This window comes from Vibrio sp. 1-2 (7-a), assembly GCF_013048515.1.
GTDB classification, from domain to species: domain Bacteria; phylum Pseudomonadota; class Gammaproteobacteria; order Enterobacterales; family Vibrionaceae; genus Vibrio; species Vibrio diabolicus.
This window is the reverse complement of sequence record NZ_VHSQ01000010.1, coordinates 90,277-113,526: the sequence shown is the minus strand read 5'-3', so window position 1 is coordinate 113,526 and position 23,250 is coordinate 90,277. Positions and strand designations below refer to the sequence as shown.

Genomic DNA, 23,250 nt, shown 5'->3' with positions numbered 1-23,250 from the left:
AGCAGCTATCTGAGTTTTTGGTTTTTGTTGATTCAGATAATTGTCGTTATGACTATTGTGGCCAATGTAGTTGGTATGATGTTACTGACCCTGATGATGATTTATTAGACCCTTAGTGCGCATTATGCGACGTTATGTTGAATAATGTTTCATATCAATTACATATACACCCTTTTGATTATCAGGGTATATATGACGAACTTTCGAAAAATGAGCAAGAATTACGTTTTTCGTGAATTTGAGTGTGGATTAAGTGTAGAAGAAGCAGCAAAACTATGTTTTAAAAGTGTGAGGGTGGTCAAGTTATGGGATTCAGGAAAACCTATACCACCCGAATGCAAACGGCTGATGAGAATGACCAAGGGGAGGGAACTAGCCACCTCAGAAGCTTGGGAAAATTTCAAAATGCACAAGAACACGCTAGAACTACCGACGGGGCAGCTCGTAAGCCCACAAGAAATTTTAACCGGAATAGCGCTTCTAGAGATAGGAGCAGAGCCGGACATGATGATAACCACGAAGATAATGAAGTACGTTCGAGCACTAAATAGGATTCGAAAAACACAATAATAGTTTAGGGGCTTTCAGCCCCTTATTTTGTTTTTAACAACGAATATTTTCGATAGTTAATGCGCCAAAGTACAAGCCCAGTTAGTTGAATCAATACACAGATAGTGTAAACAATTATATTTGACCAATCAGTCCCAAACATCGGGTTAAACATCGCGCTAACCGTCAATGGAGACAAAATAGTTAAGTTAAGCCAATTAATGACCAATGCAGCATTGGCCAAAGGATCCAACCTCTTAGAAACCAATATTGCCAAAAAGCCAGACAAGGCAGATAGCAAAAAGCCCATAACAGGAGTTATTACTCCTAACACACTGAGTAGAATCGCAACAATACCAAATGCTGTCATTAAGCACCTCAAGTCATATTAACTTAGGGTTTATACACCATTACTCGCTAACGCTCAAACACTGGCGCGCTACGCTTGCAGATAGTCTATGTCAGTGCAAAGCCTTAAGTTATGGGGGAATTTACCCCCGTGATACAGAACGGGGGTTTGCCCTCCGCTGCGCTCCTCCTCCTCAGTCTTCGTCGTCGTCACTTATTGTCGGGCAACCGCCAAATAGAAGAATCAATCTCGACACTCGATTGATTTAGAGAACTATGGGAAAAGATGAGATAGAGCCGACACTTGGGAGTTCCCTGGGCGTTTTGAATGGTCTAGCAGGAAAGGAGGGCGGCAGAACCCAAGTGAGTTTGGGTTGCTAACCGCGCCGATTAAGTGGAGAGGCTATCTTTAGTTAAGTGGGCGGCTTGGTGCCACGTCGTCGCTCCGCAACTCCTTATCCCTGCGGGGCTGTTTTTGTGGAGACAAATACCAACCGAGAAAAATCCCCAAAGAGAATATCCAAAGCAAATCTAAGAACTCCAAGGAAGCGGAAACCCAAAAGAGCAACTCAGCCCCCTTTAAACTCACTGTAGCCCAACTGACAAACCCAGTAATACAAATCAGCGAAGTCATAGCCACCACGAAGAATCCAGCGCTTATCCCTTGCAACTTGTCTATAAAATTCATACAGCCTTACCTCACATCAAAAAAGAGTTTTCAGTCATCGCTTGACCACGTAGAGAGCCAATACTGGCGACATCCGTCTCAATGGAATCATCACGACCACCACGGTCATTAGTGGATGGTTCGCACGTTATCAGGCTTTTAAGCTCACCTTGCTTGAGAACCATTAAGCATTCGTCCAATAGCTCAAATTGGACATCCACCGCTTCGAGATAACGTTTGTTGATTGAATAAAGCCCGTCGTCGGTATAGGCGTTAATCACCACATCAAAGTTAGCCGTTCTCAGATTGATTCCGTTTTTCTGTTTAATGATCGTCTTCTTATGAAAACCAGACAGATAAGCAGATTGAAGCCCCTCAAAATAGAGAACATCCGTTACAGGAACAAAAGGAGAGCCGCTTTGCTGACTACTCGAATTAGCAGTCCCACCGCTAGGTAAAACAGAATCCCCTTGAGTAGACGTCGAAGCCCGTCCAGCCGGAACAGATTCCAAATTTTGGCTGTTAGTTTTCGTCTCAAGTTCATCTGTTGAAACCTGACTTTCATCTTCAGTAAGTAAATCCATAGCGCCATAAATAAAATACACCGGACAAGCAATCATTAAGAACAAGGCTAGAAAGAATTTCGGAGAGCGAAACAGCGTATTCAAGCCACCTGATTTTGTAGCCGCACCCGTACCCGTAGACTTATAGAGTAGATGCGCTTCCAAAGGGATTTTTTGAGGGAATAGGTTTGCGTCTTTCTTTTGCGGAATGACTGGTTTAGTCATATTAGTAGGGTGTTTGTATATCCACGGTTTGCGCTTAGCAAAGAAAAAACCATCCCTATTCTTGTGAAAGAAAGCTTGCTCAGCACACGCCTTGATTGAGCTATCTATCTGCTGCCAGTCGGGAGAGAGCAACTCAATATCCCAGTTGTATTTTCGATGACGCATAAAGCCCTCGTTATAAGTTAACGGGTAGATTATGCGACCATTTTCGTCGTATTCAGCCACGCCTAAATCGTCTATCTCGCACGATTGCAACGTACTCAAATCAACAGGAACGTGGCGAGAATCGAAAAACTCCTTATAGCCTTTAGGTAGATTGGGGAGAAATTCCTCTAAAGGGCGATATTTAATTTTTCGACCATCAAAGCCAATGTTTTTAGAAAAGATATCCTGACACTCATCAATAACAATGAGAGCGTTAAGAGGGCACCAACAGAAGAAATGCTGCCAGAGTTCAATACCAATTTCAGAGCGCGAGAAAATACGAATCAACTTAGCAGATGAAGGGAATTTAATATTCAAGCGCTTTTCAATTTCTTCTAAGGGCTGCATACCCTCAAAGTTGGTCACAACCACACGACCAGCCTTGAGAGCAGGGAGAATAACAAACCATGCCGTGTAAGCGGATTTATAAGAGCCATTGCCACCCGTTCTAATACTAATTGCCATTGTTGTTACCTCGACATTCTCATTACAAGTGCAGTAGTGGCGCAATTGGCATAAATAGCCATCCCATCAGGCACTTTAAATAATATCCCCCAATAACGAAGCTCAGAGGGGAGCAAGTTGAACAAATCAGAGAATAGGGAGCTAAAACCAATCTCATCTAATAATGTTGTCGCCACCAAATAAGAGATACGCAAAAACTCAATCATCACCATGAATTTCATTTTTATCCACCATGCTTGGAGCCACACAAAAGCCGCATCAAAATAGCTACCTGCATTACTGAAATAATTAAGAATGGTCTCACCCATGTTGGTGATGTATTGAAAAAACTCATACATTAGAAAGCCCCTCCGATTGCTCTTATCCCTAGCAAGCCAAATACAAACAAAACCACCGCCCCGATGATTCCTGCGTTATCCTGTAACGCTGCCATAACTGCATTTTGTTGACGAACTACATTACCGCGAACCGTTAGTTCGATGTTATGAGCGTTGTAATCACCACCGTTTACATCCGACGTAAAATTGAAGTAAGCGCGGTACTGGTTTAGCAAATCCTTATACTCATTTTTAAGGACAGTAATTTCAGCGTTTAAGTTGTGTAATTGGGTAGCTGAATAAAGGGGAACAACAGCACTGCCACCGCCACCATCAACCATAGGTTTACCTAACCCCTCAATAGCATCGACAACATCACCAAAGCCTTTTTGGTTGGTTGATTCCAAGTCACCAAGATCATTGGATAGCTGACCAAAGCCGTTGTTTAAAAGATTGTTTGCAGAAGTAAGCAGCCCATTCGTTTTATTACCAATATCAGACAACATATCTGACTGCCCTTTGATAGCGTTAGCAACATGGTTTGCATTATCGACAACCGTATCGGTATTTAAATCAACCGACGCCTTGAGAGCATCCAGAGCGGATTTTGTTTCAGCTTGGTTTTTATTCATGTCGTTATTAATACCAGTTAGCTGAGAATTAACATCCTTATTCATCGCCTTAATAGCCGCTAGAGTGTCACTAGTATTATCAACATCCGGTTCAGGTTTATCAGGGTCAGTAGAACCACCACCGCCACCGCCAGATGGTTTATCAGGGTCGCCTAAATCGCCACCCGTTGGAGGGTCGATATCGGTATCACCCGAACATTCAGGCCAGTTTGGGGAAAAGATGGTACAAGACTCAGGTGGAGGGACGTCACACCAATTGTTTTCTGGCGTACAGCACATTCCGTATTCTGGATTCCAATCAGGATGATTTTCATCACATTTGTTTTCATCATCCAAACATGCAGGAAATGAAGGGGAACCCGGCTCACAGCCCTCAGGTGGAGGTGGGGCAATATCACAAGACATTCGAAAATCAGGCGGGTCAACCTGGTCATTACAAATAATTGTTGGAGAGCCACCATCAGCAAGACAGTTAGACTCATATTGGTTCATCTGTTGTATCGTTGAATCTTTAGAGCAAAAAGCTGGCTCAGGTGGTTCATCACATTGACCAGTAGCAGGATTATAAGTAGTACCGGAAGGACAGCTACCAGTCCTAACGTAAAGCGTATCGCCAAAAGACGTCCAGCCAGCATTACACTCACGATAATTTGACAAATAAACACCAGACCCCGTCCACGTTGCTGAAACAACACGAATCGTGTGGCCAGAAGGAGTGCCGACGCAACCCTTAGCTATAATATCCTCAATCAACAAATCAGGAGTTGGTGCGCTTAAGCCATAAAAAGCCTGAAAATAATTAGAAGGTTTGACAACACTAGAAGAATAGACAGTGTAGTACGAAGTTTGAGCCGAAGCACTAAACGAAACACTCAGCAAAATAACCAGTGACGCAATGCTTTGTTTAATACTCATTTGTATTCCTTATAAAAAATAACGCCCCACTAGGAGGCGTTAATACCAGACTTAAAACCCCCAACGAATCCACCGAACATCGAGAGAGCGAAAAGTAAGGTGAGTATGGCGGTTAACGTCTCTTGCATAGTGATTACGAACGCATCGCGCCAATCATCATACGAAGACCAAAACCGATAGCCGCTAGACCAATCAGACCAACCACAACTAGCGTGTAGTTTGATTGACCTTCAGTTACAGCCGCGTTGATAGCAGTTGAATGGTCAGCAGCAAAAGTAGAGCCAGACGCTACCGCAGTAGCCAAAAGAACAGATAATTTTTTCATAGGAATATCTCCAAAAGGTTTTACAGGATTAGGCTTTACCAAGCCCTTTAACGATTCGTCCGAGCACGTGACCGGACACAAAAGAGAGCAGCAAATAACCTGTTATCTCAGCGTAAAATGCTGCATCAATATCAAACTCCAAGTTTGCGCGAGTCGCCATCAACTGATAGTCGTCATTGCTCACCACTACGAACGTGCAATTGGCTAACGGCTCGTAGGGGAAAGCTTTAATCGTTCCATCAGTGAGGATTTCCGCACAGACTGAGAGAGTCATAATTATTTAAGGCTCGCTTGAAAGTGTTTTTTAATATCGTCATCAAGCGGAATGAGCTCCTTAACTTGAATATCAAGAGGGTCATCAATATTCACATCAAAGCGAAGTTCGTATTCGCGATTAGGAACAAAAGCTTTGGTGTTGATTAACTGGTTTGCATAGTCCAGATTGATGCGAATTGGTTGTTTGTTAAAAGGAATATCAGTGTTTAAACCGATACCACGCTGTTGAAACTTCTCAACATCAACTTCTTCAACCGCACGAAGAACTGAAAGCTCCGCGAACTCCATACCCGATTTCGGGAACTTCTTAATAACTACTGCTGTAATTGTTGGCATAGCCTTGACTCTCCAAAGTTAAGGATTTGAGATGAGCGTAAGCGTCCGGTACGCCTAGCTCGTTAAAATTTGTTCGTCTGTATTTTTCGGGAATAAGCATTCCAAACGCTTCCCCTAAGTCACCCTCAGTCATCGCAATGACCTCAGATAACGCTTTACCGCACTGGCGACGAGCCCAAGCGATACGAGAGAAAAACTCCAAACCTTGAGCCTTTTTGTTCTTGGAAAACTTGACGGGTTCAGACGGTTCAATACTGGCGGCAAAATCACAGAGACCAGCAAAAGCCGAAGCAGGAGAGGCGAGCATATCGACATCGCACTTTTTCAGTTCAACTTCATTTCGATACCAAATGACCTCAGGGTCAGTAATTTTTTGTTCCAACTTCTTGTTGTAAATGCGCCAATAAACGGTTGAAGAACGTGAACCTACTATCGTTGCTTCTTCCATTAGCTCACCAGATTCAGTAATGCGCTTATGTGGAACCATTGAGGGACCACGACCACGCTTAGCCGTACGAAACGCACCGTTGTAAAAACATATTTCTGCATAGCCACAGTCAAAAACTCCTGTGTAATCATCGACAGCCAAGTCAAGACGGGCGAGGCGAGTAACACCAAGCACCGTAGCTAACCAGAAATGTATTTTCTTATGCGTGGTGTAATCAAAAAGCTTGGTACAGCCAGTACCGTTGATTTGGACGAATACCGTGTCATTGTTGCCACCAATACCAACCAAACCACATTCAACGGTTCCCGTCTTATCAAGAATCACCATCGAATCTTGATAGCCATGCAAGCCACGGCCACGCATAGGCGATAAACGAAAGCCGAAAATCTTTGACATGAATTCATCAAAGCGATGCGAGAGCACTTTACGAACCTTGTCTTTATGACGCTCCATAGCGCTTTCAATGGCATCTGGAGTGCTAGAAGTAGGTTGACGAAACTCAGGCATCTGCAAGTTAATGAAATCTTGGTCATTTGACTTATCAAGATGGCGCAAATCACCGTAGTTAAACGTAAAAGCCAAGTGGTCAATTTTGACTGGGCGTGTTTCATCTTTAAATTGCATGAAAGACCCCCTTTAATAGCAATTCGTTGTAATTTTCGTCTGTAATTTCAACCAGTTGATAAGCATCGTTACCGTAATGGATGTGTAAAAACTGGTTGAATTCAGCTTGGTTTTTAAAGAAATGGTGACCCCAAGGAAAATACACATTGATTCCGATTTGGGGTTCATCATCGAAATAAATGGAATCCATGATTACGCCTCTAATTTCGCGTTAACAGCATGAATAAGACGTCGAGTCATTTCGCAATCAGCTAAAGCCCGATGAGCCGCTAAATCTGACACATCCACATTTTGTTGAAAGCATGCGTTAGTTAGAGACTGCCACTTGTAGTTTTCATGGTAGTCATTCCAGTCACCGTAAAACTCCGCGTACCAAAGCATTGCGCACTGAGGAACGCAGAATTTGAGTAACATTTCTTGAACTGATGCGACGTAAGCGTCGTTACAGTGCTTTTGTAGTGACTGGATGATAAGGCGCGTATCAAAATCTGAGTTGTAGATGATGATTGGACGACCATTGAGAAGTGGGAGAAAACGAGTTGAAAACACCATATGAAAATCAGATGCGTTTTTGACATCTTCGTTTGTGATGCCATGGATAGCCGTTGCATCCACAGGGATAGAGCACGTTGGTTTTACCAACTCATTGACAATAACTTTACCAGTCTCTGCACAGATAGCAGTGAACTCGACAATCTCTGCATTGGAATCAAGACCCGTAGTTTCAGTATCGAGAATAATCGCGTTTTTCGTTTTGAGCTTTTTCATGGCCAACCACCTTGACTAGTTGAGTGAGCGACCGCCAGAGCCAAGACGTAAGCGTCAAGGGCAAACGCCCCAAGCCAAGGCGGTCATAATTACGATTTGTCGTAAGTGTAATTACGGATTTTCGTAATTGCTAGATGCGAATTTCCGTAACTACTAAGCTAAAATCAAGAAAACGGAGGTAGTCCCATGTATCAAAGTGAGCTGTTAGATGCCTACAAAAAGGCGAAAAACTACGTACAAGACAAGCAAATCGCACACGATTTGAATGTAAACGCGTCCAGAATCAGCGAAATGAGAAAAGGAAGACGCTATATATCTGATTCAGAAGCAGTTTTTCTAGCGGAGAATTCAGGAATTGACCCAGAGATAGCTTTGTTGGGATGTCACGCTGATCGCAACGAAAATCCACACATAAAAGGAATGTGGGAAAACATTGCAAAAAAGTTTAACGGGCTAGGATTATCAAGTATTTCAATGATTTGTGGCATGTTTGCGTTGTGGCTTGGCGACCTTAAAGTAGCTATAGCTAAGTGCGCATTATGTATATTATGTTAAATTAAATGTGCTCGTACGCCAAATGTTGCCAATGAGCGCTCCTATTCCCCTGTGAATTTGAAATTTAAGGTATCTATCATAACCATTAAACATAATGGCTATTTACCATAAAATAGCTAATATCGATCTATCAATCTGCGATTGCTTGTTCTTCAATTAGCGTATTACTTACCAAAATAAAAAATGGCGTCTATTTTTAGACGCCATTCTGAGTTTTCCTTAATGTAAATTAGCCACCGGCTAATTTGACTGTCATGCCTTTCTTTTCAAGATGCGCTTTGATCTTGTCTCTAGCATCACCTTGAATTTCGATATTGCCATCTTTTACCGAGCCACCACAGCCGCAGACTTTTTTGAGCTCTGCAGCTAATAATTTTAAAGGTGCATCATCCAAGTCTAAACCTGTCACGATGCATACACCTTTACCCTTACGGCCTTTCGTTTGGCGCTGAATTCGTACAATACCGTCGCCTTTGGGGCGAGATGTTTTCTCTTCTTCCGGCTTAATTCGACCGGTTTCTGTTGAATATACCAGAGTCATTCTATTGTTTCTTTTGTTGTTGAGCTTGCATCGCTTTTTGCTTTGCAACTAAATAAGCTTCGATATGACGTTGAATAGCAGTTTTACTACCCTTAATCAGTTTACCATTAAACATACAGTACCAAGAGTTGGGCTGACCTGTATCATTTTGAATCGTATAACCGTTAAAGACTTCTGATTTTGCACCACCAACTTGCTGCGCTCTTTGTCCAAGCGCAGCAAACTCTTTGGGATCAATAATTGATGCGGTATCGCACCACCAATCAATGCTTTTCTTTACCGCCGTCAAACTACCTTGTAAGACGTGGTTCTTGATTTTAACCTTCCAAATACTGCCATCTGGTCCGCCTGACTGCAGGTTAAAACCTCTATAGTTTGAAATCGCCATACCACTGAGTCATCTGTTTAATGCGTTGATATAATCATAATTGCTACTGAGCAATATTCAAATACGGCTTGAATAAACCTTGCTCTAGAAAACAATTTCTATCATAAAACGCGCCTCGATAACGTTAATCACTTTGCACTGTTTATACAATCTTCCAAGAACTCATGGAATTTGTGCCCGTTATTTTGAAGCATTTTAGGGAACATCGAGATAGGAGTCATACCTGGGAATGTGTTTACTTCGTTTAAGTAAATCTCATCATCTTCCGTTAAGAAAAAGTCGATACGAGACAAATGGCGAAGATTCATTTGCTTAAATACCCTTTCAGATGCGTGCTGAATTGCATCTAATTGTGCTTGGGTTAGATTCTTCGCTTCAACTTCGGTGAGCGAGTGACTTGAACTGCTGTACTTTTCATCGTACGAGTAAAAAGCACCGTCAGGTGCAATAACCTCGCCTGGCTTCGTTATGTGCAGCTGGCCATTCATCTCATATGCAGCAACTTCAAGCTCTCGTGGTTTTACTGATTTTTCAACCAACACTTGGTCAGAAAACCCAAACGCATCATTTACTGCATTGGAAAGTTTATCTTTTTCTGTGACGCTGTAACATCCAACAGATGATCCTTGACGAGCGGCTTTGACAAAGACTTTTCCCCATTTCTCAAATGCTCTATGAGCTTGAGTATGAGCTTCTTCATCGTTGCGCGTTAAGAATAAGTATGGCGTATTGGGAATACCGATAGCGTCGTACCAAAGCTTAGATGTGATTTTATTGAAACTATTGCTACTCGCTTCTGGCCCGCAGCCAAGATAAGGAATACCTGCGATTTCAAACAGAGATTGAATGTCGCCTGTCTCGCCTGGAAAACCATGTATACAAGGCACAATGAAATCGATGGTTTGATTAGATTCACTTGAGCACAACTGCTTGGTATTGAGATCCAAGTAAACCAACTCACCTTGGTTGGTCATCCAACCTTCGTTTTTAATTTCTACGCGTGTAACGTGAACGTCTTCAATAAGATTTAATTGTTGTTCGACAAAGTTTGCAGACAATAATGAAATCTCGTGCTCAGAAGAGCCGCCGCCGCATAGTAGAAGAATATTTTTAATCATGAATCAATCTTTCCGTGACCTACAAAAGATACTATTTATTATGATAAACCTTTGAAGTGTGACGTACAGTAATTTTAGTGTGAGGAATTTTGTTCGAGTAGGATTTGAACAAATAAATAAGGGAGCTATTCGCTCCCTTATTTGATGTGTTAGTTTAATTTGTTAAGCGTTGGGTAAGCTGAGTTTTTAATGGCGTCAATGCTTTTAACAAATGGTCTTAACTGCTGAAATTGAGCAGGCAAAGTCGAAATCGCTTGCTTGGCTTCCGCGCTTGTTGCGTAGTCTCCGTATAAAACTGAGAACCACTTAGTACCGTTGACGACTTTGTAGTTTTCCCAAATTGGCTGTCCGTTCTGTGGCAGCTTATTTGCAAACTGATCGACTTTCGCTTGGCTACCCACAGCCGCGACTTGAATGGTATAGCCGAATCGTTGAATACCTGCTTGCTTTTTACTCGGTGGTACGATCTTAACTGGCTTCGCCTGCTCTTTTGGCGTTAGCTTGACTACTTTTTTCTCTTCAGGCTTTGCCGTCATTTTCACAACAGTTGGTTGTACGTCTTTTTCTACTACAGCGTTTTCAGACGCCATAATTGGCTTAGAGATACGATCTGATTTGTAGTCCTCTCGATAACTTTCAGAAGTTACGTCTGTGATGTAAGTTTCAGATGCACAAGCAGAAAGCAGGACTGACAAGCCGATGATTGCGATTTTTTTCATGAAGTAACAAATGCTCTGGATAAATATTACGATAAATCATGCCGATAGCAGGGCCGTTTATCAAGCATCAAATACAATAATCTGTGATTTTGATGTGATGAATAACACAAACTCCATAAGCATCGCCCACATTTTATGCAATGTCTGGTCTGAAGACGTTTTATCAATAAATTATTCGTTTATGATTGATATGAAACCGATAGGCAAACGTTACTTGCAAACGGCTAGGAGTCAGCATGAATAAACTACATAAACTCTTTAAACCCAACTCTGTGGCCGTTATTGGGGCATCTCAAAAAGCATTGCGAGCAGGACATGTCGTTATGCGCAACCTTCTACAAAGTGGGTTTGGTGGCGCGATTATGCCAGTAACGCCGCGATACAAAGCGGTATCCGGAGTTATAGCCTACCCTGATGTGGCTTCCCTACCCTATACGCCAGATATTGCGATTTTATGTACGAACGTTTCACGCAACGAGCAACTGCTTAAAGAGTTAGATGAGAGAGGCACACCGTTTGCGATTGTTATCTCTGATGACGCTCAGCCTTTAAATATTTCATCATTGAATATTCGAGTTTTAGGACCGAACAGCTTAGGTATTATCTTGCCTTGGCACAATTTTAACTGCACGTTTTCTCCTGTTGCGGCTAAGCCCGGAAAAATTGCGTTCATCTCACAATCTGCGGCGGTTTGTACCACAGTGTTAGACTGGGCAAATGATAAGAATATTGGCTTTTCTTCGTTCATTTCGATTGGACGCGGACAGGATATCGATTTTGCAGATTTGCTTGATTACTTAAGTATGGATGGGAATACGGAAGCTATTCTGCTTTATGTGGATAATATCCAGGATGCTCGACGATTTATGTCTGCTGCGCGAGCTGCTTCACGTAACCGCCGTATATTGGTATTAAAAGCTGGCCGCTCTAAAGAGATGAATACTTTCGAACAGCAAGATGGTGATACGCTTGATGTAATTTACGATTCTGCCATCCGTCGAACTGGTATGTTACGAGTCAGCAATACGCATGAGCTCTTCGCTGCGGTAGAAACACTCACGCATTCTGTTCCACTTCGTGGGGAGCGTTTAGCGATCGTCACCAATGGCGGCGGCCCTGCAGTTATGTCCGTTGATACTTTGATTGAACGTGGTGGCCAGCTCGCAACGCTTGATGACGCTTCCATTGAGCAATTACAAACTGTACTCCCGTCCAACTGGCGCGCTCGAAATCCGATTGATCTGTCTGGTGACGCAACAAAAAAACGCTACATTGATACCATTAACGCACTGATGAATAACGACTGTGCAGATGCAATCTTGATTATGCATAGTCCTTCTGCGGTTTCCGACCCTCTTGAAACTGCTCAAGCTGTTATTGAGGCGATCAAGGCTCACCCTCGGCATAAGCATTTTAATATCTTGACCAACTGGTCAGGAGAACAAACGTCGAGAGAGGCACGACTGGCATTTACTCAAGCTGGCATTCCAACCTATCGAACGCCGGAAAGTGCGGTTGTTGCATACATGCACTTGGTTGAGTATCGCCGAAACCAGAAGCAATTAATGGAAACGCCAACGACGGCTGAGCCATTGCACTCTGGAAGTGTGAGTTCTGCAAAAGAATGGGTAAATGAACGACTACTGGATAAAAACACAGTCACCTTGGATACGCATCAAACCAGCCCATTATTTAAGCTGTTCGGGTTTAATGTTCTGCCAACATGGATTGCATCTGACGAAATTGAAGCCGTGCATATGGCAGAAAATATCGGATACCCTGTTGCGGTTAAGTTGCGATCTCCAGACATTCCTCATAAATCGGATGTACACGGTGTCGCCCTGAATTTGAGAAACAGTCGAGAAGTTTCCAACGCAGCGCTATCCATTCTAGATACCGTAAAGCTAAGTTACCCTTCTGCCAATGTACACGGCCTGTTGGTGCAAGGTATGGCAAAGCTCGGCAGCGCTGAAGAACTAAGGATTAGCATTGCAGTAGATAAGGTCTTTGGACCTGTCATCTTGCTGGGTCAAGGCGGCTCGGAGTGGAATATCGCCCAAGATGCCGTCGCTGCACTTCCTCCTTTGAACATGACGCTTGCACGCTACCTTGTCGTTGTTGCTTTAAAGTCTGGAAAGATTCGCCTGCAGAAACACAAAGATGCGCTCGATATTAGTGAGTTGTCGAAATTCTTAGTTCGTATCTCCCAAATGGCGGTTGAGTTGCCAGAAATACAAAGACTGGATATCCATCCAGTATTGGTGTCGGGAAGCGATTTAACTATCCTCGATGCGGACATCACACTGTGTAAATACGAGGGAGATGCGCAAAAACGTCTGGCGATTCGTCCTTTCCCGGCAGAATTTGTCGAAACTGTAACGCTTCGAGATGGCCAACCTATCCTGCTTCGCCCTATCCTGCCTGAAGATGAGCCGCTGCATGCTCAATTCATTAATAGCGTATCGAAAGAAGATCTGTATAAGCGTTTCTTTTCTGAGGTTGGTGAGTTCAACCATGAGGCTTTGGCAAACTTCACTCAAATCGACTATGACCGCGAAATGGCGTTTGTTGCGGTAGCGTTTAATACCGACGGACCGTCTATCATAGGCGTAGCCCGCGCATTGATTACACCAGATAATAGTGATGCTGAGTTTGCTATTTTGGTTCGTTCAGATTTGAAAGGAAAAGGCTTAGGTAAAGTGCTGATGCAGAAAATTATCAGCTATTGCAAGATTAAAGGTACAAAGCAAATGTCTGGAATGACCATGCCTACAAACAGAGGGATGTTGATGTTAGCTCAAAACCTGGGATTTGAAGTCGATGTTCAGTTTGCCGATGGTACGGCAGATATGGTGCTCCCTTTAAATTGAAAAATAAAGCATTAGCGATAACTTTACTTCTTAGATTCGATAAGCAATGGGAACCTAAGAAGTAAAAGTTACGTTGTTACTTTAGTTTCCAATTCTTTTTCAAGTATTGAATACACCAGGATTTCGCCTCACCCATGGTATTTCGGCGCCATGCTAAGATAATATCCATCGGCTGTTCTTCTGTACCTTCGATTCGCTTCAATACACCACTATCAATCAGAGGTTGTGCAATTTGGCTTGGTAACGTACCAATGCCTAAACCTGCAGTGAGCGCATCTACTTTTGCCGTAAAGTTGGTGACGGTCAAGCGGGGCTGTTTTTGAATGATATTAATTGAGAGCGCAGGTTGTTCGCGTGCAGTGTCTGCAATGGCAATGATTCGGTACTTTTCTCGCGCCGCCTCATCAAACTTACCACTACGCTTGTGAACATAGTGATCAGCTGCCGCTACCCAAAACATGCTCATCTTACCAATTTTTTCTGATTTGACTTCTTGAGGAAGTGTATCCAGTGATGGGCAAATCAGTAAATCCGCTCTACCTGTATTCAGCGATTCCCAGCTACCAGCCAAGATCTCTTCTTGCAGTCTGACTCGTGTTGAGCTTACTTCAGCCAATGCATCAACCATAGGGAAGAAATTGGATATAGGAATAATGCCATCAAAGGCAATGGTAATGTCCAGTTCCCAGCCATTCGCCAATAACGTTGCATCATTCACTAACTTTTCACTGGCTTGTAAAATGGCTCGTCCTCTTTCAAGGATGAGCTTTCCTGCTTCAGTAAAATGGGCTTTGTGACCAGAGCGATCGAAGATAATAATGTCTAAGTCTTGCTCGAGTTTCTGGATCTGATAGCTCAGTGATGACGGGGCTCTGTCTAACTCATTCGCAGCAGCTGCAAAACTCCCTCTTCGGTCAATGGCATCCAGAATATGGAGCGCTTCTAACGTAATTGGACTCTGCACATGGCCTCTCTTAATGTGATTTTTGTCACATTGATTGTATTTGGATGATCTTATCAAGAACTAACGTTAAACAATATAACACACTGATAACTAAAGACTAGAAATGCTCATAACCTAAGAGTTCTACTCAAGATAAAACCACAAATGACAATGGTAATGATAGTAATTATTATTTAGATCCATTAATATCCCGTTTGTTGTTACCTATTATGGATCTAAGGTATTGAAGCCAATGTATAAAAAATCAATTTTGTCAGCCTCGATTTTAGTTGCCCTTTCCCAGACTGCTTATGCGGAAGAAGTTTCTAAGTTTGAAGAAGTCGTTGTGTCGGCAACCCGTACCAACCAAACCATGGATACGGTTGCTGCGTCTGTTGCCGTTATTTCTGAGAAAGAAATCGAAGAAAACATGGTAAAGGACTTGAATGATCTATTCGAGTATACGCCAGGAGTTACTGTTAATGGCACTCAACGCCAAGGCGTTCAAAGTATTAACATTCGCGGGACGGAAGGTAAACGAGTTAAAATCTTAGTAGACGGTGCATCTCAACCAGGTGTATTCAGCGGTGGACCATATTCGTTTATCAATTCTAGTGCCGTTACTGTTGACCCTGATATGCTAAAGAGTGTCGAAATTGTTAAAGGTGCAGCTTCTAGTCTACATGGTAGTGATGCAATTGGGGGGGTTGTCGCATTCGAAACAAAAGATCCGAAGGATTTCCTCAAAGGTGGTAAAGACTTTGGCGGTCAAGCAAAACTCTCTTATTCATCGGAAGATAACTCTTTTAGTGAGCATGTAGCTTTAGCAAAGCGTTTCGGTAATACAGAAGCACTTGTTGCGTTTACACGACGTGATGGTGCAGAGCTACAAAATTTCTCTAAGGCGCCTTACGATAACTATTCTGTGGACAGCCAAGATTATTACAAAAACGATCTATTGGTAAAACTTCAATCTCAATTGAATGACGCTCATCGCTTGGAGTTCTTGGGAGAAGTTATTTACAACGAGACTGACTCAGAGATCGCACATAAAAGTTACAAAAACTTCAACGCTGAAGACACAACCAAGCAAAATCGCATTGGGCTCAAGCACATTTGGTTTGCAGATGCAGCTATCTCGGATACGATCACGTCCAAGCTTACATGGATTGGTAAAGAAGAAAACGGCGTGTCTAATCGCTTTATCGAAGCCAGCCCAGGTTATCCACCTTACGTACCTCCTAGTGGTGACAACCAACAGAAAAAAGATTACGAATATACTGAAGACAAATTTGAATTCGAAACTCAGTTAGATAAAGAGATTCAAAATCACTATATTGTTTACGGAATATCGTATAAACATAGTGACATCAGTAATACCAATCGCGAGTTGAATTCCGATCCCGGCACGCCAGATACCGTTTACGTTTACACTCCGGATGCAAAAGAAGAAAGCTTTGGTTTATTCTTGCAAGATGAAATTTCACTTCTTAATGACAAGCTAATTCTGACTCCAGGTGTGCGTTACGATTACTTCTCTACTAATCCTTCCAACACCTCTGAAGAGTCATTCGAGAAGTTTAGCGACTCTGCATTAACTGGTCGTTTAGGAGCAACTTACTCTATATCGCAACCTGGCACGATCTTCGCGCAAGTGAGCCAAGGGTTTCGAGCGCCATCGTTCGACGAGCTTTATTACACCTACGATAATCCGTCTCATGGCTATATTAACCGCCCTAACCCAAATTTAGGCTCTGAAAAGAGTGTATCTTATGAGCTTGGTTACCGTCATAACACTGTAGCGTCGGTAACTGAAGTGGCGTTCTACTACAGCGATTACAGTGACTTTATTGAACAAACTTCATCAAATAATGGTGGTTTAACTGAATTCACAAATATCAATATTAATGAAGCAAATATTAAAGGGGTTGAGCTCTCTAACCGTCTTGATTGGCATGCTATTGCCGGTCTTCCATCAGGCGTGACAACTCGTTTTGTTGCAGCATACACAGAAGGTGAAGATGGTGATGGTAACCCATTGAACAGCGTCAACCCATGGAATGCAGTGGCAGCGGTAAATTACGATTCACCAAATGCACTTTGGGGGACAAGCCTAAAAGTAAACTACACGGCTAAGAAATCGAACAGTGATATCAACTCTGATGGTGATAAAGGCGGAATCAAAGACCAAGTTGCTTTGCCGTCTGCGACAGTAGTTGACTTAACGGCGTACTACAAACCAATGAAAGATATAACCATTCGTGCTGGTGTTATGAATCTAACGAACGAAGAATATCATCTTTGGAACGATGTTCGCGGTAAGACTGAATTGAGCCGCGACAAAACACAAGCAGAGCGTAATTACAACATTAGTGTTAAATACGAGTTCTAAACCTTAAAAACACAAAAGCCAGCTTAATGCTGGCTTTTTTTATGGCTTTCATTTCAAAAATGTAAAGAAAAGTATGAAAAATGAAAGTTTACTGTTTTGCCATCTCTTTTTTCACCATTACTGCTGCTGCAATGATAAAAGTGATGATCAGACCGAGTTCCATGAACTACCCCAATAGCTATGAGAAAATTTATAACCCAAATTAAGAGTCGGACATAGTTTAACAGCTCTATATAGACTTGCTACCTTTTAACCAGTAATTTACGATTTTTTCCGATTTGGATCAAAAAAGACGCAATCATGCGTCTTTTTGTTATTATTGTGTAAATCAAAATTAGGCGTCTGGGTAACCTTGAGGGTTGTTAGATTGCCAACGCCATGTATCACCAGTCATTTCTTCTAGAGTGCGAGACGCTTTCCAACCTAACTCATTCATTGCTTTTGATGGATCAGCCCAACACTCCGCAATATCGCCTGGACGACGTTCAACAAGTTGGTATGGTACATCTTTACCACTTGCAGTTTCAAATGCTTTCACCATTTCAAGCACACTGTAGCCATTGCCAGTGCCAAGGTTGTAGACATGAAGCCCAGCTTTGTTACCTACTTTTTCCAAAGCAGCGACGTGACCATCGGATAAGTCCATCACATGAATGTAGTCACGCACGCCGGTGCCATCTTTCGTTGGGTAGTCGCTACCGAATACAGAGAGGAACTCTCGTCGGCCCACTGCAACTTGAGAAACAAACGGCATTAGGTTATTTGGAATACCTTGAGGATCTTCACCTAACTCACCTGTTGGATGTGAACCTACAGGGTTAAAGTAACGAAGAAGTGTGATGCTCCAATCTGGATTCGCCTTTTGGAAGTCTGTTAAACACTCTTCCACCATTAATTTACTGCGTCCGTAAGGGTTAGTTGCGCTAGTTGGAAAGTCTTCTGTGATTGGAACAGAAGCAGGATCGCCATAGACAGTTGCTGAGGAGCTAAATACCAACGATTTAACTCCAGCTTCGCGCATTGCATCAACCAATACCAAAGTGCCATTCACATTGTTGTCATAATACTCTAGAGGTTTTGCTACGGACTCACCGACGGCCTTTAAACCTGCAAAATGGATAACCGCTTCTATATCGTGCGATTTTAGAACCTCTACCATTGTCGATTTATCTCTGATATCGGCTTGAATGAAGGTTGGCTTTACGCCACATACCTTTTCAATGCGATCTAAGACCGTAGACTTACTGTTGTACAGGTTATCTAGAATCACTGGCGTCATACCAGCTTCGATCATTTGAATACATGTATGGCTACCAATATAGCCCATACCACCCGTAACAAGTACTTTCATTTTATCATTCCTTCTGACGCGAATGGGTTTAGTTTAAAGCTTTGACGTTACGATTTAAACTGTCTCCTGCAATTCGCATCCCATTAATATTGCTTGGCCTTTTCCGGCTTTTTTAGCTTGGTACATTGCAGTATCTGCACTTTTTAACACTCGAGTGGCATCTCGCTCATTAACACCGACCAATTTTACGCCGATGCTAACGCCAACCTTGAGCGAGTTACCTTTGTACTCGATTGGTGTGCATACGCTTTCGAGCAGTTGTTCTGCAATTCGGGTGACGACTTTTTGGTTGGCAGGATTAACCAACATGACAAATTCATCACCCGAAAGTCTTGCGATTAAATCACTATGTCGAGTCGCAGATGTTAGACGCTCGGCTACTTTTTTCAGAACTTCATCACCTGCGTCATGGCCATAGGTATCATTAACCTCTTTAAAACCATCGAGATCGAGGTAAAGCACCGCAAATTCGTCACGTAAGTATCCCGACCGTTGTACTAATTCTTCCAACTCTAAATGGAACTTGGAGCGATTCGCTAACCCCGTTAATGCATCGTGATGAGCTAAGTACTCAAGTCGTTCCATCTCTTTTGCGCCAGAAAGATCGGTAAGAACAATGACCAGGTCGTAGAACCCATGGTCTTCACACTTAACGATGCGATTAACCCTTGCAAACATCGGCACAAAATGGCCAAGATGGTTCTGCTCAATAACTTCCCCTTGCCATACCCCGTAGTTTTCTATCGATTCAATGATGCTAGGCATCATTTCCTGCAACTTGCGCCACTTAAGTGTTTGGATAAATGACTTCCCAATAAGCTGATCCATCTCTAGTCCAACTAACTTAGTGACCGCAGGGTTAGCCATTGTGATAACACCTCGATGATTAAGAACGATGAGGCCATCTTGGCTGCTCTCAAAAACACGCCCCGCAACACGCTGCCTGCTCATAGCCTCTTCAATTTCGGTGATATCTTGAATCGAAAACAATAAGTGTCCATGTGTGGACAAGCGACGACTGGTTAAACTCAACTGCTGTTCGTTATCTGCATTTTTGAGGTGAATATCATCGCATTCTAACCCCCTACTTAGGATTTGGCTCAGCTCATTCGGTGTTTTCGTTTTAATTAGATCACGGATATTGGCATGTTCAAGTTCCTCTGACTTTTTTTGAAATATCTGCCGAGTCGCAGTATTACAGTAAATAACACGCCCGAAGTTGTCGGTAATAACTAATGCGTGTTGAACAGATTCAATGACTTCTTCTGAAAACGCCCGCTTTTGTTCTAACATTTCTAATGAGTGTTGCCGCTGTTTCTCGCGTGTTGTTAACTTGTTCATCATTTGATTGAAGGAATGTGCGAGTTCTCCAATTTCATCCTTGGAGTAATAGCGAACTTGAGTATCCGTATTTTGTCCGTGTGTCACACTCTCTATCGTATGACTCAGTTCTATGACAGGTTTGAGAACAAGCCTATCGATACTTATGTAAAAGATAGTGCCACCAGCGAACAGCAACAGAAGAAGTACAGCACCATCTTGAAGTAAAGATTGTTGGGCTTCTATGATTGGACGATGGGAAAGCGTAACCCTCATACTGCCAATGACACGACCATCGTGAATAATCGGTTCTAGAACATAAAGAAATTTGGCTGATAAGGCATAACCTAGCGCGTGTAACTTGCTTCTTTCAGTTTGATTAGGGACGGGAGCTGATACCCCACTTCCTTCAAGAACAACGAAAGGTTGATCATCTTGGTCGTAAAGTTTGACCCGCGTAACATTCGGCTGGTTTAAAAAGTTGATGAGGGTTGTTTGAGCTTTTTGCTTGTTCTTTGTCGTTAGCGCATCTTTAATTGAGAAAGAAACATTGTTAATCAACTTTCTCGTTTGTTCGACCAACTCATGCTTAGACGATTGGTATGCAGTATACGAGGTATAACCTTTTGAGATAACAAAGATAGCCGTTATAAAGACCAAAATTGGCCAAATAAGCTTTGCTCGTAATGACATATGTATTCCTGTCGCAGACAACCACTAAAAATGACAGAAGCGTTGTTATGCAATCTATTACCCATTAAGGGCGACAAGATTAACACGATGCCAATGCAAAATAACCTTAAATTCTCAAAAATTGGATGGAAAAGGAACGAAATACCTTAAAATTCGGATCAACTCAAATAACGGCAACATCTTTATGGACTAAAGTGATCTTTTTCGTCAGCCATCAGATCATAAACCTCGCTTTCATGATAGAAGAATGAAGTGAGTCACTGAACCTAGATGCATTTTCCTGCATCGTGAACCCATTGCTTGTGTAGAAATAAAACGTATGACATTGAATAAACAGCAACTTACATTGAACTGCGACATGGGTGAGAGCTTTGGCTCTTGGATTATGGGGGCAGACGAAGATGTTATGCCTCATGTTGATATGGCAAACATCGCGTGTGGTTTTCATGCTTCCGATCCTAATGTCATGCACGACACTATCAGTCTCGCCAACGACAACGATGTTGATATTGGAGCACACCCGGGCTACGCCGACCTCCAAGGCTTCGGCAGGCGCAGTATAAACATGACGGGTGATGAAATTACTAACATGGTTATATACCAAGCAGGCGCTTTACAGGCACTTTGTCGGGCTCAATACACAGATATCAGCTATATAAAGCCTCATGGCGCGTTATACAACGACATGATGAAAAGTGATGCGATATTTAGATCAGTCGTAAAGGCGGCAGCTTTATTCAAAGTGCCGTTAATGATTCTAGCGTCACAGGAAAACGAAAAATACTTAGAAATCGCAGATGATTACGACGTTCCCTTGCTGTTTGAAGCATTTGCAGACCGTTTGTATCAAGATGACGGATTACTTACACCTAGGACACAGCCTAATGCCGTGTTGAAGAATGAGCATGCGATACTTGAGCAAGTCCGTACGTTAGCAGATTCTGGGCGTGTCAAAACCGCTTCTGGCGGCTACATTTTACTGGAAGCCGATACGATTTGTGTTCATGGTGACAATGAAGAGTCGATCGCTCTGATCCAAAAGATCCGTCAAAGCCTATACGCAGGAGGAAATTAATGCATAAAGAGAAATTTAGTATCTCTTTGATCTCTGAGTGCAGTATTTTCATTAAGTTTGACGAGAATATCTCTGAAAATGCGGTCGGAGAACTTGCTCGAAACATCAAAGATACTCTAGCGTCAATCATTATGAACGTGGTCCCCTCCTATCAAACCATCCTCATTGATTACTTGCCTTTTCGAATCAATGAAAAAGATTTAGTGCATAAACTGCATCAAATGATCAGTCAGTTTGATACTCAATCGCTCAGCCTTGTTCAACCTAACCACATCACTATTCCCGTATACTACTCCGAAGAAACCGCGCTAGATTTGCCCCGCTTTCAAGATCGTGGACTATCATTAGACGCGCTCATTTCCTTACATACTCAAGCCGAGTATGCGGTTTCAGCGATTGGTTTTGCTCCGGGTTTTGCATTCCTATCCGATGTCGATACTCAATTATATATGCCAAGGTTAGCTACACCAAGAACGCGAGTACCAGCCGGAAGTGTGGGAATCGCAGACTCTAAAACGGCCGTCTATCCATCAGATAGTCCTGGCGGATGGAACATTATCGGTAGAAGCCCGCTTCCCCTTTTCTCTGATACGCCACCATTTATACCGTTTGAAGTAGGTGACAAGGTCACGTTTGATGCCATTTCCAAACAAAAGTTTATCGAGTTAGGAGGTGTTCTATGAGTTACGCTGGATTGCTGGTGGAAAAGTCAGGGCCACTTTCTTTGATTCAAGACTTTGGTCGTTTTGGCTTAGCGCATATTGGCGTGACTCAAGGTGGCCCCGTAGATGATTACGCCTACAGTTGGGCAAACCATTTACTTAGTAACGTAGTCAATTGTGCAGCGATTGAAATTACTTTGGGTAACGCTTGCTTTGTCGCACTACATAACTGCCATCTTGCAATATGTGGTGGTGATTTGAATGCAAAAATAGATGGTGAGCCTATCTCAAATTGGTCTGACTTTACGTTGAAGAAGGGGCAGAAGCTGCAGTTCGGAGTCGCAAAAAATGGACTTCGATCCTATCTTGCGGTTAAAGGTGGGTTCGATATTGCTCAGCACTTAGGAAGTGCCTCTACAGTCACGAGAGAATTTCTTGGTGGTTATGACTCAAATGGTGGCGCTTTAAAAGCAGGCGATATTCTTCCCTTTTTTCCTCATAACTTACCGAAACACAAACCAAGGCTGATGACATTTCGCTTTAAGCCGGATTACAACTTACCTATCAAGCTGAGAGTGATTGAAGGCTATCAAAATGAGGACTTTGATGAAGGCGCTCGCCAAGCCTTTTATAGCAACGCATTCACCATATCCCCTGATTCAAATCGTATGGGCTATCGTCTTGAAGGAAACAAAATCAAACCGCCTTACGAAGGCGTACTGTCGGAAGGAATTGCGCTAGGAACGATTCAAGTTCCTAACGATGGTAATCCCATTGTGTTGCTCAACGATCACCAAACCATCGGTGGCTATCCTAAGTTTGGCTGTGTAGCACGTATTGACCTGCCAAGGTTGGCACAGGCGAAACCCGGGCAAAAAGTCAATTTTGTGAAAGGAGATAGACAAGGCTTGCAAGAAGTATGGTGCCAATGGGCTCAGTTTTTTGGATATTAATACAACCT

At 42.7% G+C, this 23,250-nt stretch carries 25 protein-coding genes; 7 read left to right on the top strand and 18 right to left on the bottom strand.

Annotation, left to right across the window (positions count from 1 at the left end):
• The first annotated feature begins 192 nt into the window (after nt 1-192).
• Nucleotides 193-570, top strand: a complete 378-nt coding sequence (locus FKN08_RS23845; RefSeq protein ID WP_140278455.1) for a phage protein — start codon at nt 193-195, stop codon at nt 568-570.
• 22 nt (nt 571-592) lie between these two features.
• On the opposite strand, the gene FKN08_RS19325 is transcribed toward FKN08_RS23845, so the two are convergent.
• The 11 genes from FKN08_RS19325 to FKN08_RS19275 form a co-directional block, all read right to left on the bottom strand.
• A complete protein-coding gene (locus tag FKN08_RS19325; RefSeq protein ID WP_140278457.1) occupies nt 593-919 on the bottom strand; it encodes a hypothetical protein in 327 nt (108 codons plus the stop codon).
• 387 nt (nt 920-1,306) lie between these two features.
• Nucleotides 1,307-1,585 (bottom strand): hypothetical protein, encoded by a 279-nt coding sequence (locus tag FKN08_RS19320; protein ID WP_170892726.1) that lies wholly within the window; start codon nt 1,583-1,585, stop codon nt 1,307-1,309.
• A gap of 11 nt (nt 1,586-1,596) precedes the next feature.
• Nucleotides 1,597-3,021: a zonular occludens toxin domain-containing protein gene (locus FKN08_RS19315; protein WP_170892725.1), complete on the bottom strand. Its 1,425-nt coding sequence runs from the start codon at nt 3,019-3,021 to the stop codon at nt 1,597-1,599.
• 5 nt (nt 3,022-3,026) lie between these two features.
• Nucleotides 3,027-3,359 (bottom strand): DUF2523 family protein, encoded by a 333-nt coding sequence (locus tag FKN08_RS19310; RefSeq protein WP_005376274.1) that lies wholly within the window; start codon nt 3,357-3,359, stop codon nt 3,027-3,029.
• On the bottom strand, nt 3,359-4,885 hold the full coding sequence (locus FKN08_RS19305; RefSeq protein ID WP_170892724.1) for a chemotaxis protein: 1,527 nt from the start codon (nt 4,883-4,885) through the stop codon (nt 3,359-3,361). Before FKN08_RS19305 ends, FKN08_RS19310 begins: the two co-directional genes overlap by 1 nt.
• A 133-nt stretch (nt 4,886-5,018) precedes the next feature.
• Nucleotides 5,019-5,210 (bottom strand): hypothetical protein, encoded by a 192-nt coding sequence (locus tag FKN08_RS19300; protein ID WP_170892723.1) that lies wholly within the window; start codon nt 5,208-5,210, stop codon nt 5,019-5,021.
• A gap of 28 nt (nt 5,211-5,238) precedes the next feature.
• Nucleotides 5,239-5,484 carry a hypothetical protein gene (locus tag FKN08_RS19295; protein ID WP_005376279.1) on the bottom strand — a complete coding sequence of 82 codons (246 nt, stop codon included), beginning with the start codon at nt 5,482-5,484 and terminating at the stop codon, nt 5,239-5,241.
• A gap of 2 nt (nt 5,485-5,486) precedes the next feature.
• The gene (locus FKN08_RS19290; RefSeq protein WP_043048351.1) at nt 5,487-5,822 is read right to left on the bottom strand and encodes a DUF1293 domain-containing protein; all 336 of its coding nucleotides are present in this window, start codon (nt 5,820-5,822) and stop codon (nt 5,487-5,489) included.
• Nucleotides 5,794-6,894 (bottom strand): replication initiation factor domain-containing protein, encoded by a 1,101-nt coding sequence (locus FKN08_RS19285; RefSeq protein WP_043048353.1) that lies wholly within the window; start codon nt 6,892-6,894, stop codon nt 5,794-5,796. The genes FKN08_RS19290 and FKN08_RS19285 overlap by 29 nt, the downstream gene beginning before the upstream one ends.
• Nucleotides 6,884-7,084, bottom strand: coding sequence for a hypothetical protein (locus FKN08_RS19280; protein WP_043048356.1), 201 nt, complete (start codon nt 7,082-7,084; stop codon nt 6,884-6,886). Before FKN08_RS19280 ends, FKN08_RS19285 begins: the two co-directional genes overlap by 11 nt.
• 2 nt (nt 7,085-7,086) lie before the next feature.
• On the bottom strand, nt 7,087-7,662 hold the full coding sequence (locus tag FKN08_RS19275) for a 3'-5' exonuclease (protein WP_170892722.1): 576 nt from the start codon (nt 7,660-7,662) through the stop codon (nt 7,087-7,089).
• Between the two features lie 186 nt (nt 7,663-7,848).
• On the opposite strand from FKN08_RS19275, the gene FKN08_RS19270 reads away from it, so the two are divergent.
• On the top strand, nt 7,849-8,217 hold the full coding sequence (locus FKN08_RS19270) for a DUF3693 domain-containing protein (protein WP_029856192.1): 369 nt from the start codon (nt 7,849-7,851) through the stop codon (nt 8,215-8,217).
• Nucleotides 8,218-8,446: 229 nt separating this feature from the next.
• Here FKN08_RS19270 and yciH read toward each other — a convergent pair whose 3' ends face one another.
• The 4 genes from yciH to FKN08_RS19250 all read right to left on the bottom strand — a co-directional run bounded on the left by yciH (nt 8,447) and on the right by FKN08_RS19250 (nt 10,983).
• Nucleotides 8,447-8,758: a stress response translation initiation inhibitor YciH gene (yciH, locus tag FKN08_RS19265; RefSeq protein ID WP_012842285.1), complete on the bottom strand. Its 312-nt coding sequence runs from the start codon at nt 8,756-8,758 to the stop codon at nt 8,447-8,449.
• Nucleotide 8,759: 1 nt separating this feature from the next.
• A complete protein-coding gene (locus FKN08_RS19260; RefSeq protein WP_005395460.1) occupies nt 8,760-9,146 on the bottom strand; it encodes a DUF3319 domain-containing protein in 387 nt (128 codons plus the stop codon).
• 128 nt (nt 9,147-9,274) lie between these two features.
• On the bottom strand, nt 9,275-10,264 hold the full coding sequence (locus FKN08_RS19255; RefSeq protein WP_170892721.1) for a D-alanine--D-alanine ligase: 990 nt from the start codon (nt 10,262-10,264) through the stop codon (nt 9,275-9,277).
• A gap of 149 nt (nt 10,265-10,413) precedes the next feature.
• Nucleotides 10,414-10,983 carry an SPOR domain-containing protein gene (locus FKN08_RS19250; protein ID WP_005390018.1) on the bottom strand — a complete coding sequence of 190 codons (570 nt, stop codon included), beginning with the start codon at nt 10,981-10,983 and terminating at the stop codon, nt 10,414-10,416.
• A 236-nt stretch (nt 10,984-11,219) separates the two neighbouring features.
• Here FKN08_RS19250 and FKN08_RS19245 point away from each other — a divergent pair, with 236 nt between their 5' ends.
• Nucleotides 11,220-13,853: a bifunctional acetate--CoA ligase family protein/GNAT family N-acetyltransferase gene (locus tag FKN08_RS19245; protein WP_145535075.1), complete on the top strand. Its 2,634-nt coding sequence runs from the start codon at nt 11,220-11,222 to the stop codon at nt 13,851-13,853.
• A gap of 76 nt (nt 13,854-13,929) precedes the next feature.
• Here FKN08_RS19245 and FKN08_RS19240 read toward each other — a convergent pair whose 3' ends face one another.
• A complete protein-coding gene (locus tag FKN08_RS19240) occupies nt 13,930-14,817 on the bottom strand; it encodes a LysR family transcriptional regulator (protein ID WP_005395465.1) in 888 nt (295 codons plus the stop codon).
• A gap of 232 nt (nt 14,818-15,049) precedes the next feature.
• Between FKN08_RS19240 and FKN08_RS19235 the strand changes: the two genes are divergently transcribed.
• On the top strand, nt 15,050-17,188 hold the full coding sequence (locus FKN08_RS19235) for a TonB-dependent hemoglobin/transferrin/lactoferrin family receptor (RefSeq protein ID WP_170892720.1): 2,139 nt from the start codon (nt 15,050-15,052) through the stop codon (nt 17,186-17,188).
• Nucleotides 17,189-17,522: 334 nt separating this feature from the next.
• Here the strand turns inward: FKN08_RS19235 and galE are convergent, their stop codons facing one another.
• Nucleotides 17,523-18,539, bottom strand: coding sequence for a UDP-glucose 4-epimerase GalE (gene galE / locus FKN08_RS19230; protein ID WP_074190671.1), 1,017 nt, complete (start codon nt 18,537-18,539; stop codon nt 17,523-17,525).
• A 54-nt stretch (nt 18,540-18,593) separates the two neighbouring features.
• A complete protein-coding gene (locus FKN08_RS19225) occupies nt 18,594-20,552 on the bottom strand; it encodes a diguanylate cyclase (protein ID WP_170892719.1) in 1,959 nt (652 codons plus the stop codon).
• 319 nt (nt 20,553-20,871) lie between these two features.
• On the opposite strand from FKN08_RS19225, the gene FKN08_RS19220 reads away from it, so the two are divergent.
• From FKN08_RS19220 to FKN08_RS19210, 3 genes are read left to right on the top strand one after another with little or no spacing between them, the layout of a single operon-like run.
• Nucleotides 20,872-21,627, top strand: a complete 756-nt coding sequence (locus FKN08_RS19220) for a 5-oxoprolinase subunit PxpA (RefSeq protein ID WP_170892718.1) — start codon at nt 20,872-20,874, stop codon at nt 21,625-21,627.
• Nucleotides 21,627-22,310, top strand: a complete 684-nt coding sequence (locus tag FKN08_RS19215; protein ID WP_170892717.1) for an allophanate hydrolase subunit 1 — start codon at nt 21,627-21,629, stop codon at nt 22,308-22,310. Before FKN08_RS19220 ends, FKN08_RS19215 begins: the two co-directional genes overlap by 1 nt.
• Nucleotides 22,307-23,242, top strand: coding sequence for a biotin-dependent carboxyltransferase family protein (locus tag FKN08_RS19210; RefSeq protein ID WP_170892716.1), 936 nt, complete (start codon nt 22,307-22,309; stop codon nt 23,240-23,242). The genes FKN08_RS19215 and FKN08_RS19210 overlap by 4 nt, the downstream gene beginning before the upstream one ends.
• Nucleotides 23,243-23,250 lie beyond the last annotated feature (8 nt).

Bases quoted from the DNA above. Each gene is read 5' to 3' on its own strand.
- FKN08_RS23845 (WP_140278455.1), top strand. From the start codon at position 193: ATGACGAACTTTCGAAAAATGAGCAAGAATTACGTTTTTCGTGAATTT.
- FKN08_RS19325 (WP_140278457.1), bottom strand. From the start codon at position 919: ATGACAGCATTTGGTATTGTTGCGATTCTACTCAGTGTGTTAGGAGTA.
- FKN08_RS19320 (WP_170892726.1), bottom strand. From the start codon at position 1,585: ATGAATTTTATAGACAAGTTGCAAGGGATAAGCGCTGGATTCTTCGTG.
- FKN08_RS19315 (WP_170892725.1), bottom strand. From the start codon at position 3,021: ATGGCAATTAGTATTAGAACGGGTGGCAATGGCTCTTATAAATCCGCT.
- FKN08_RS19310 (WP_005376274.1), bottom strand. From the start codon at position 3,359: ATGTATGAGTTTTTTCAATACATCACCAACATGGGTGAGACCATTCTT.
- FKN08_RS19305 (WP_170892724.1), bottom strand. From the start codon at position 4,885: ATGAGTATTAAACAAAGCATTGCGTCACTGGTTATTTTGCTGAGTGTT.
- FKN08_RS19300 (WP_170892723.1), bottom strand. From the start codon at position 5,210: ATGAAAAAATTATCTGTTCTTTTGGCTACTGCGGTAGCGTCTGGCTCT.
- FKN08_RS19295 (WP_005376279.1), bottom strand. From the start codon at position 5,484: ATGACTCTCTCAGTCTGTGCGGAAATCCTCACTGATGGAACGATTAAA.
- FKN08_RS19290 (WP_043048351.1), bottom strand. From the start codon at position 5,822: ATGCCAACAATTACAGCAGTAGTTATTAAGAAGTTCCCGAAATCGGGT.
- FKN08_RS19285 (WP_043048353.1), bottom strand. From the start codon at position 6,894: ATGCAATTTAAAGATGAAACACGCCCAGTCAAAATTGACCACTTGGCT.
- FKN08_RS19280 (WP_043048356.1), bottom strand. From the start codon at position 7,084: ATGGATTCCATTTATTTCGATGATGAACCCCAAATCGGAATCAATGTG.
- FKN08_RS19275 (WP_170892722.1), bottom strand. From the start codon at position 7,662: ATGAAAAAGCTCAAAACGAAAAACGCGATTATTCTCGATACTGAAACT.
- FKN08_RS19270 (WP_029856192.1), top strand. From the start codon at position 7,849: ATGTATCAAAGTGAGCTGTTAGATGCCTACAAAAAGGCGAAAAACTAC.
- yciH (WP_012842285.1), bottom strand. From the start codon at position 8,758: ATGACTCTGGTATATTCAACAGAAACCGGTCGAATTAAGCCGGAAGAA.
- FKN08_RS19260 (WP_005395460.1), bottom strand. From the start codon at position 9,146: ATGGCGATTTCAAACTATAGAGGTTTTAACCTGCAGTCAGGCGGACCA.
- FKN08_RS19255 (WP_170892721.1), bottom strand. From the start codon at position 10,264: ATGATTAAAAATATTCTTCTACTATGCGGCGGCGGCTCTTCTGAGCAC.
- FKN08_RS19250 (WP_005390018.1), bottom strand. From the start codon at position 10,983: ATGAAAAAAATCGCAATCATCGGCTTGTCAGTCCTGCTTTCTGCTTGT.
- FKN08_RS19245 (WP_145535075.1), top strand. From the start codon at position 11,220: ATGAATAAACTACATAAACTCTTTAAACCCAACTCTGTGGCCGTTATT.
- FKN08_RS19235 (WP_170892720.1), top strand. From the start codon at position 15,050: ATGTATAAAAAATCAATTTTGTCAGCCTCGATTTTAGTTGCCCTTTCC.
- galE (WP_074190671.1), bottom strand. From the start codon at position 18,539: ATGAAAGTACTTGTTACGGGTGGTATGGGCTATATTGGTAGCCATACA.
- FKN08_RS19225 (WP_170892719.1), bottom strand. From the start codon at position 20,552: ATGTCATTACGAGCAAAGCTTATTTGGCCAATTTTGGTCTTTATAACG.
- FKN08_RS19220 (WP_170892718.1), top strand. From the start codon at position 20,872: ATGACATTGAATAAACAGCAACTTACATTGAACTGCGACATGGGTGAG.
- FKN08_RS19215 (WP_170892717.1), top strand. From the start codon at position 21,627: ATGCATAAAGAGAAATTTAGTATCTCTTTGATCTCTGAGTGCAGTATT.
- FKN08_RS19210 (WP_170892716.1), top strand. From the start codon at position 22,307: ATGAGTTACGCTGGATTGCTGGTGGAAAAGTCAGGGCCACTTTCTTTG.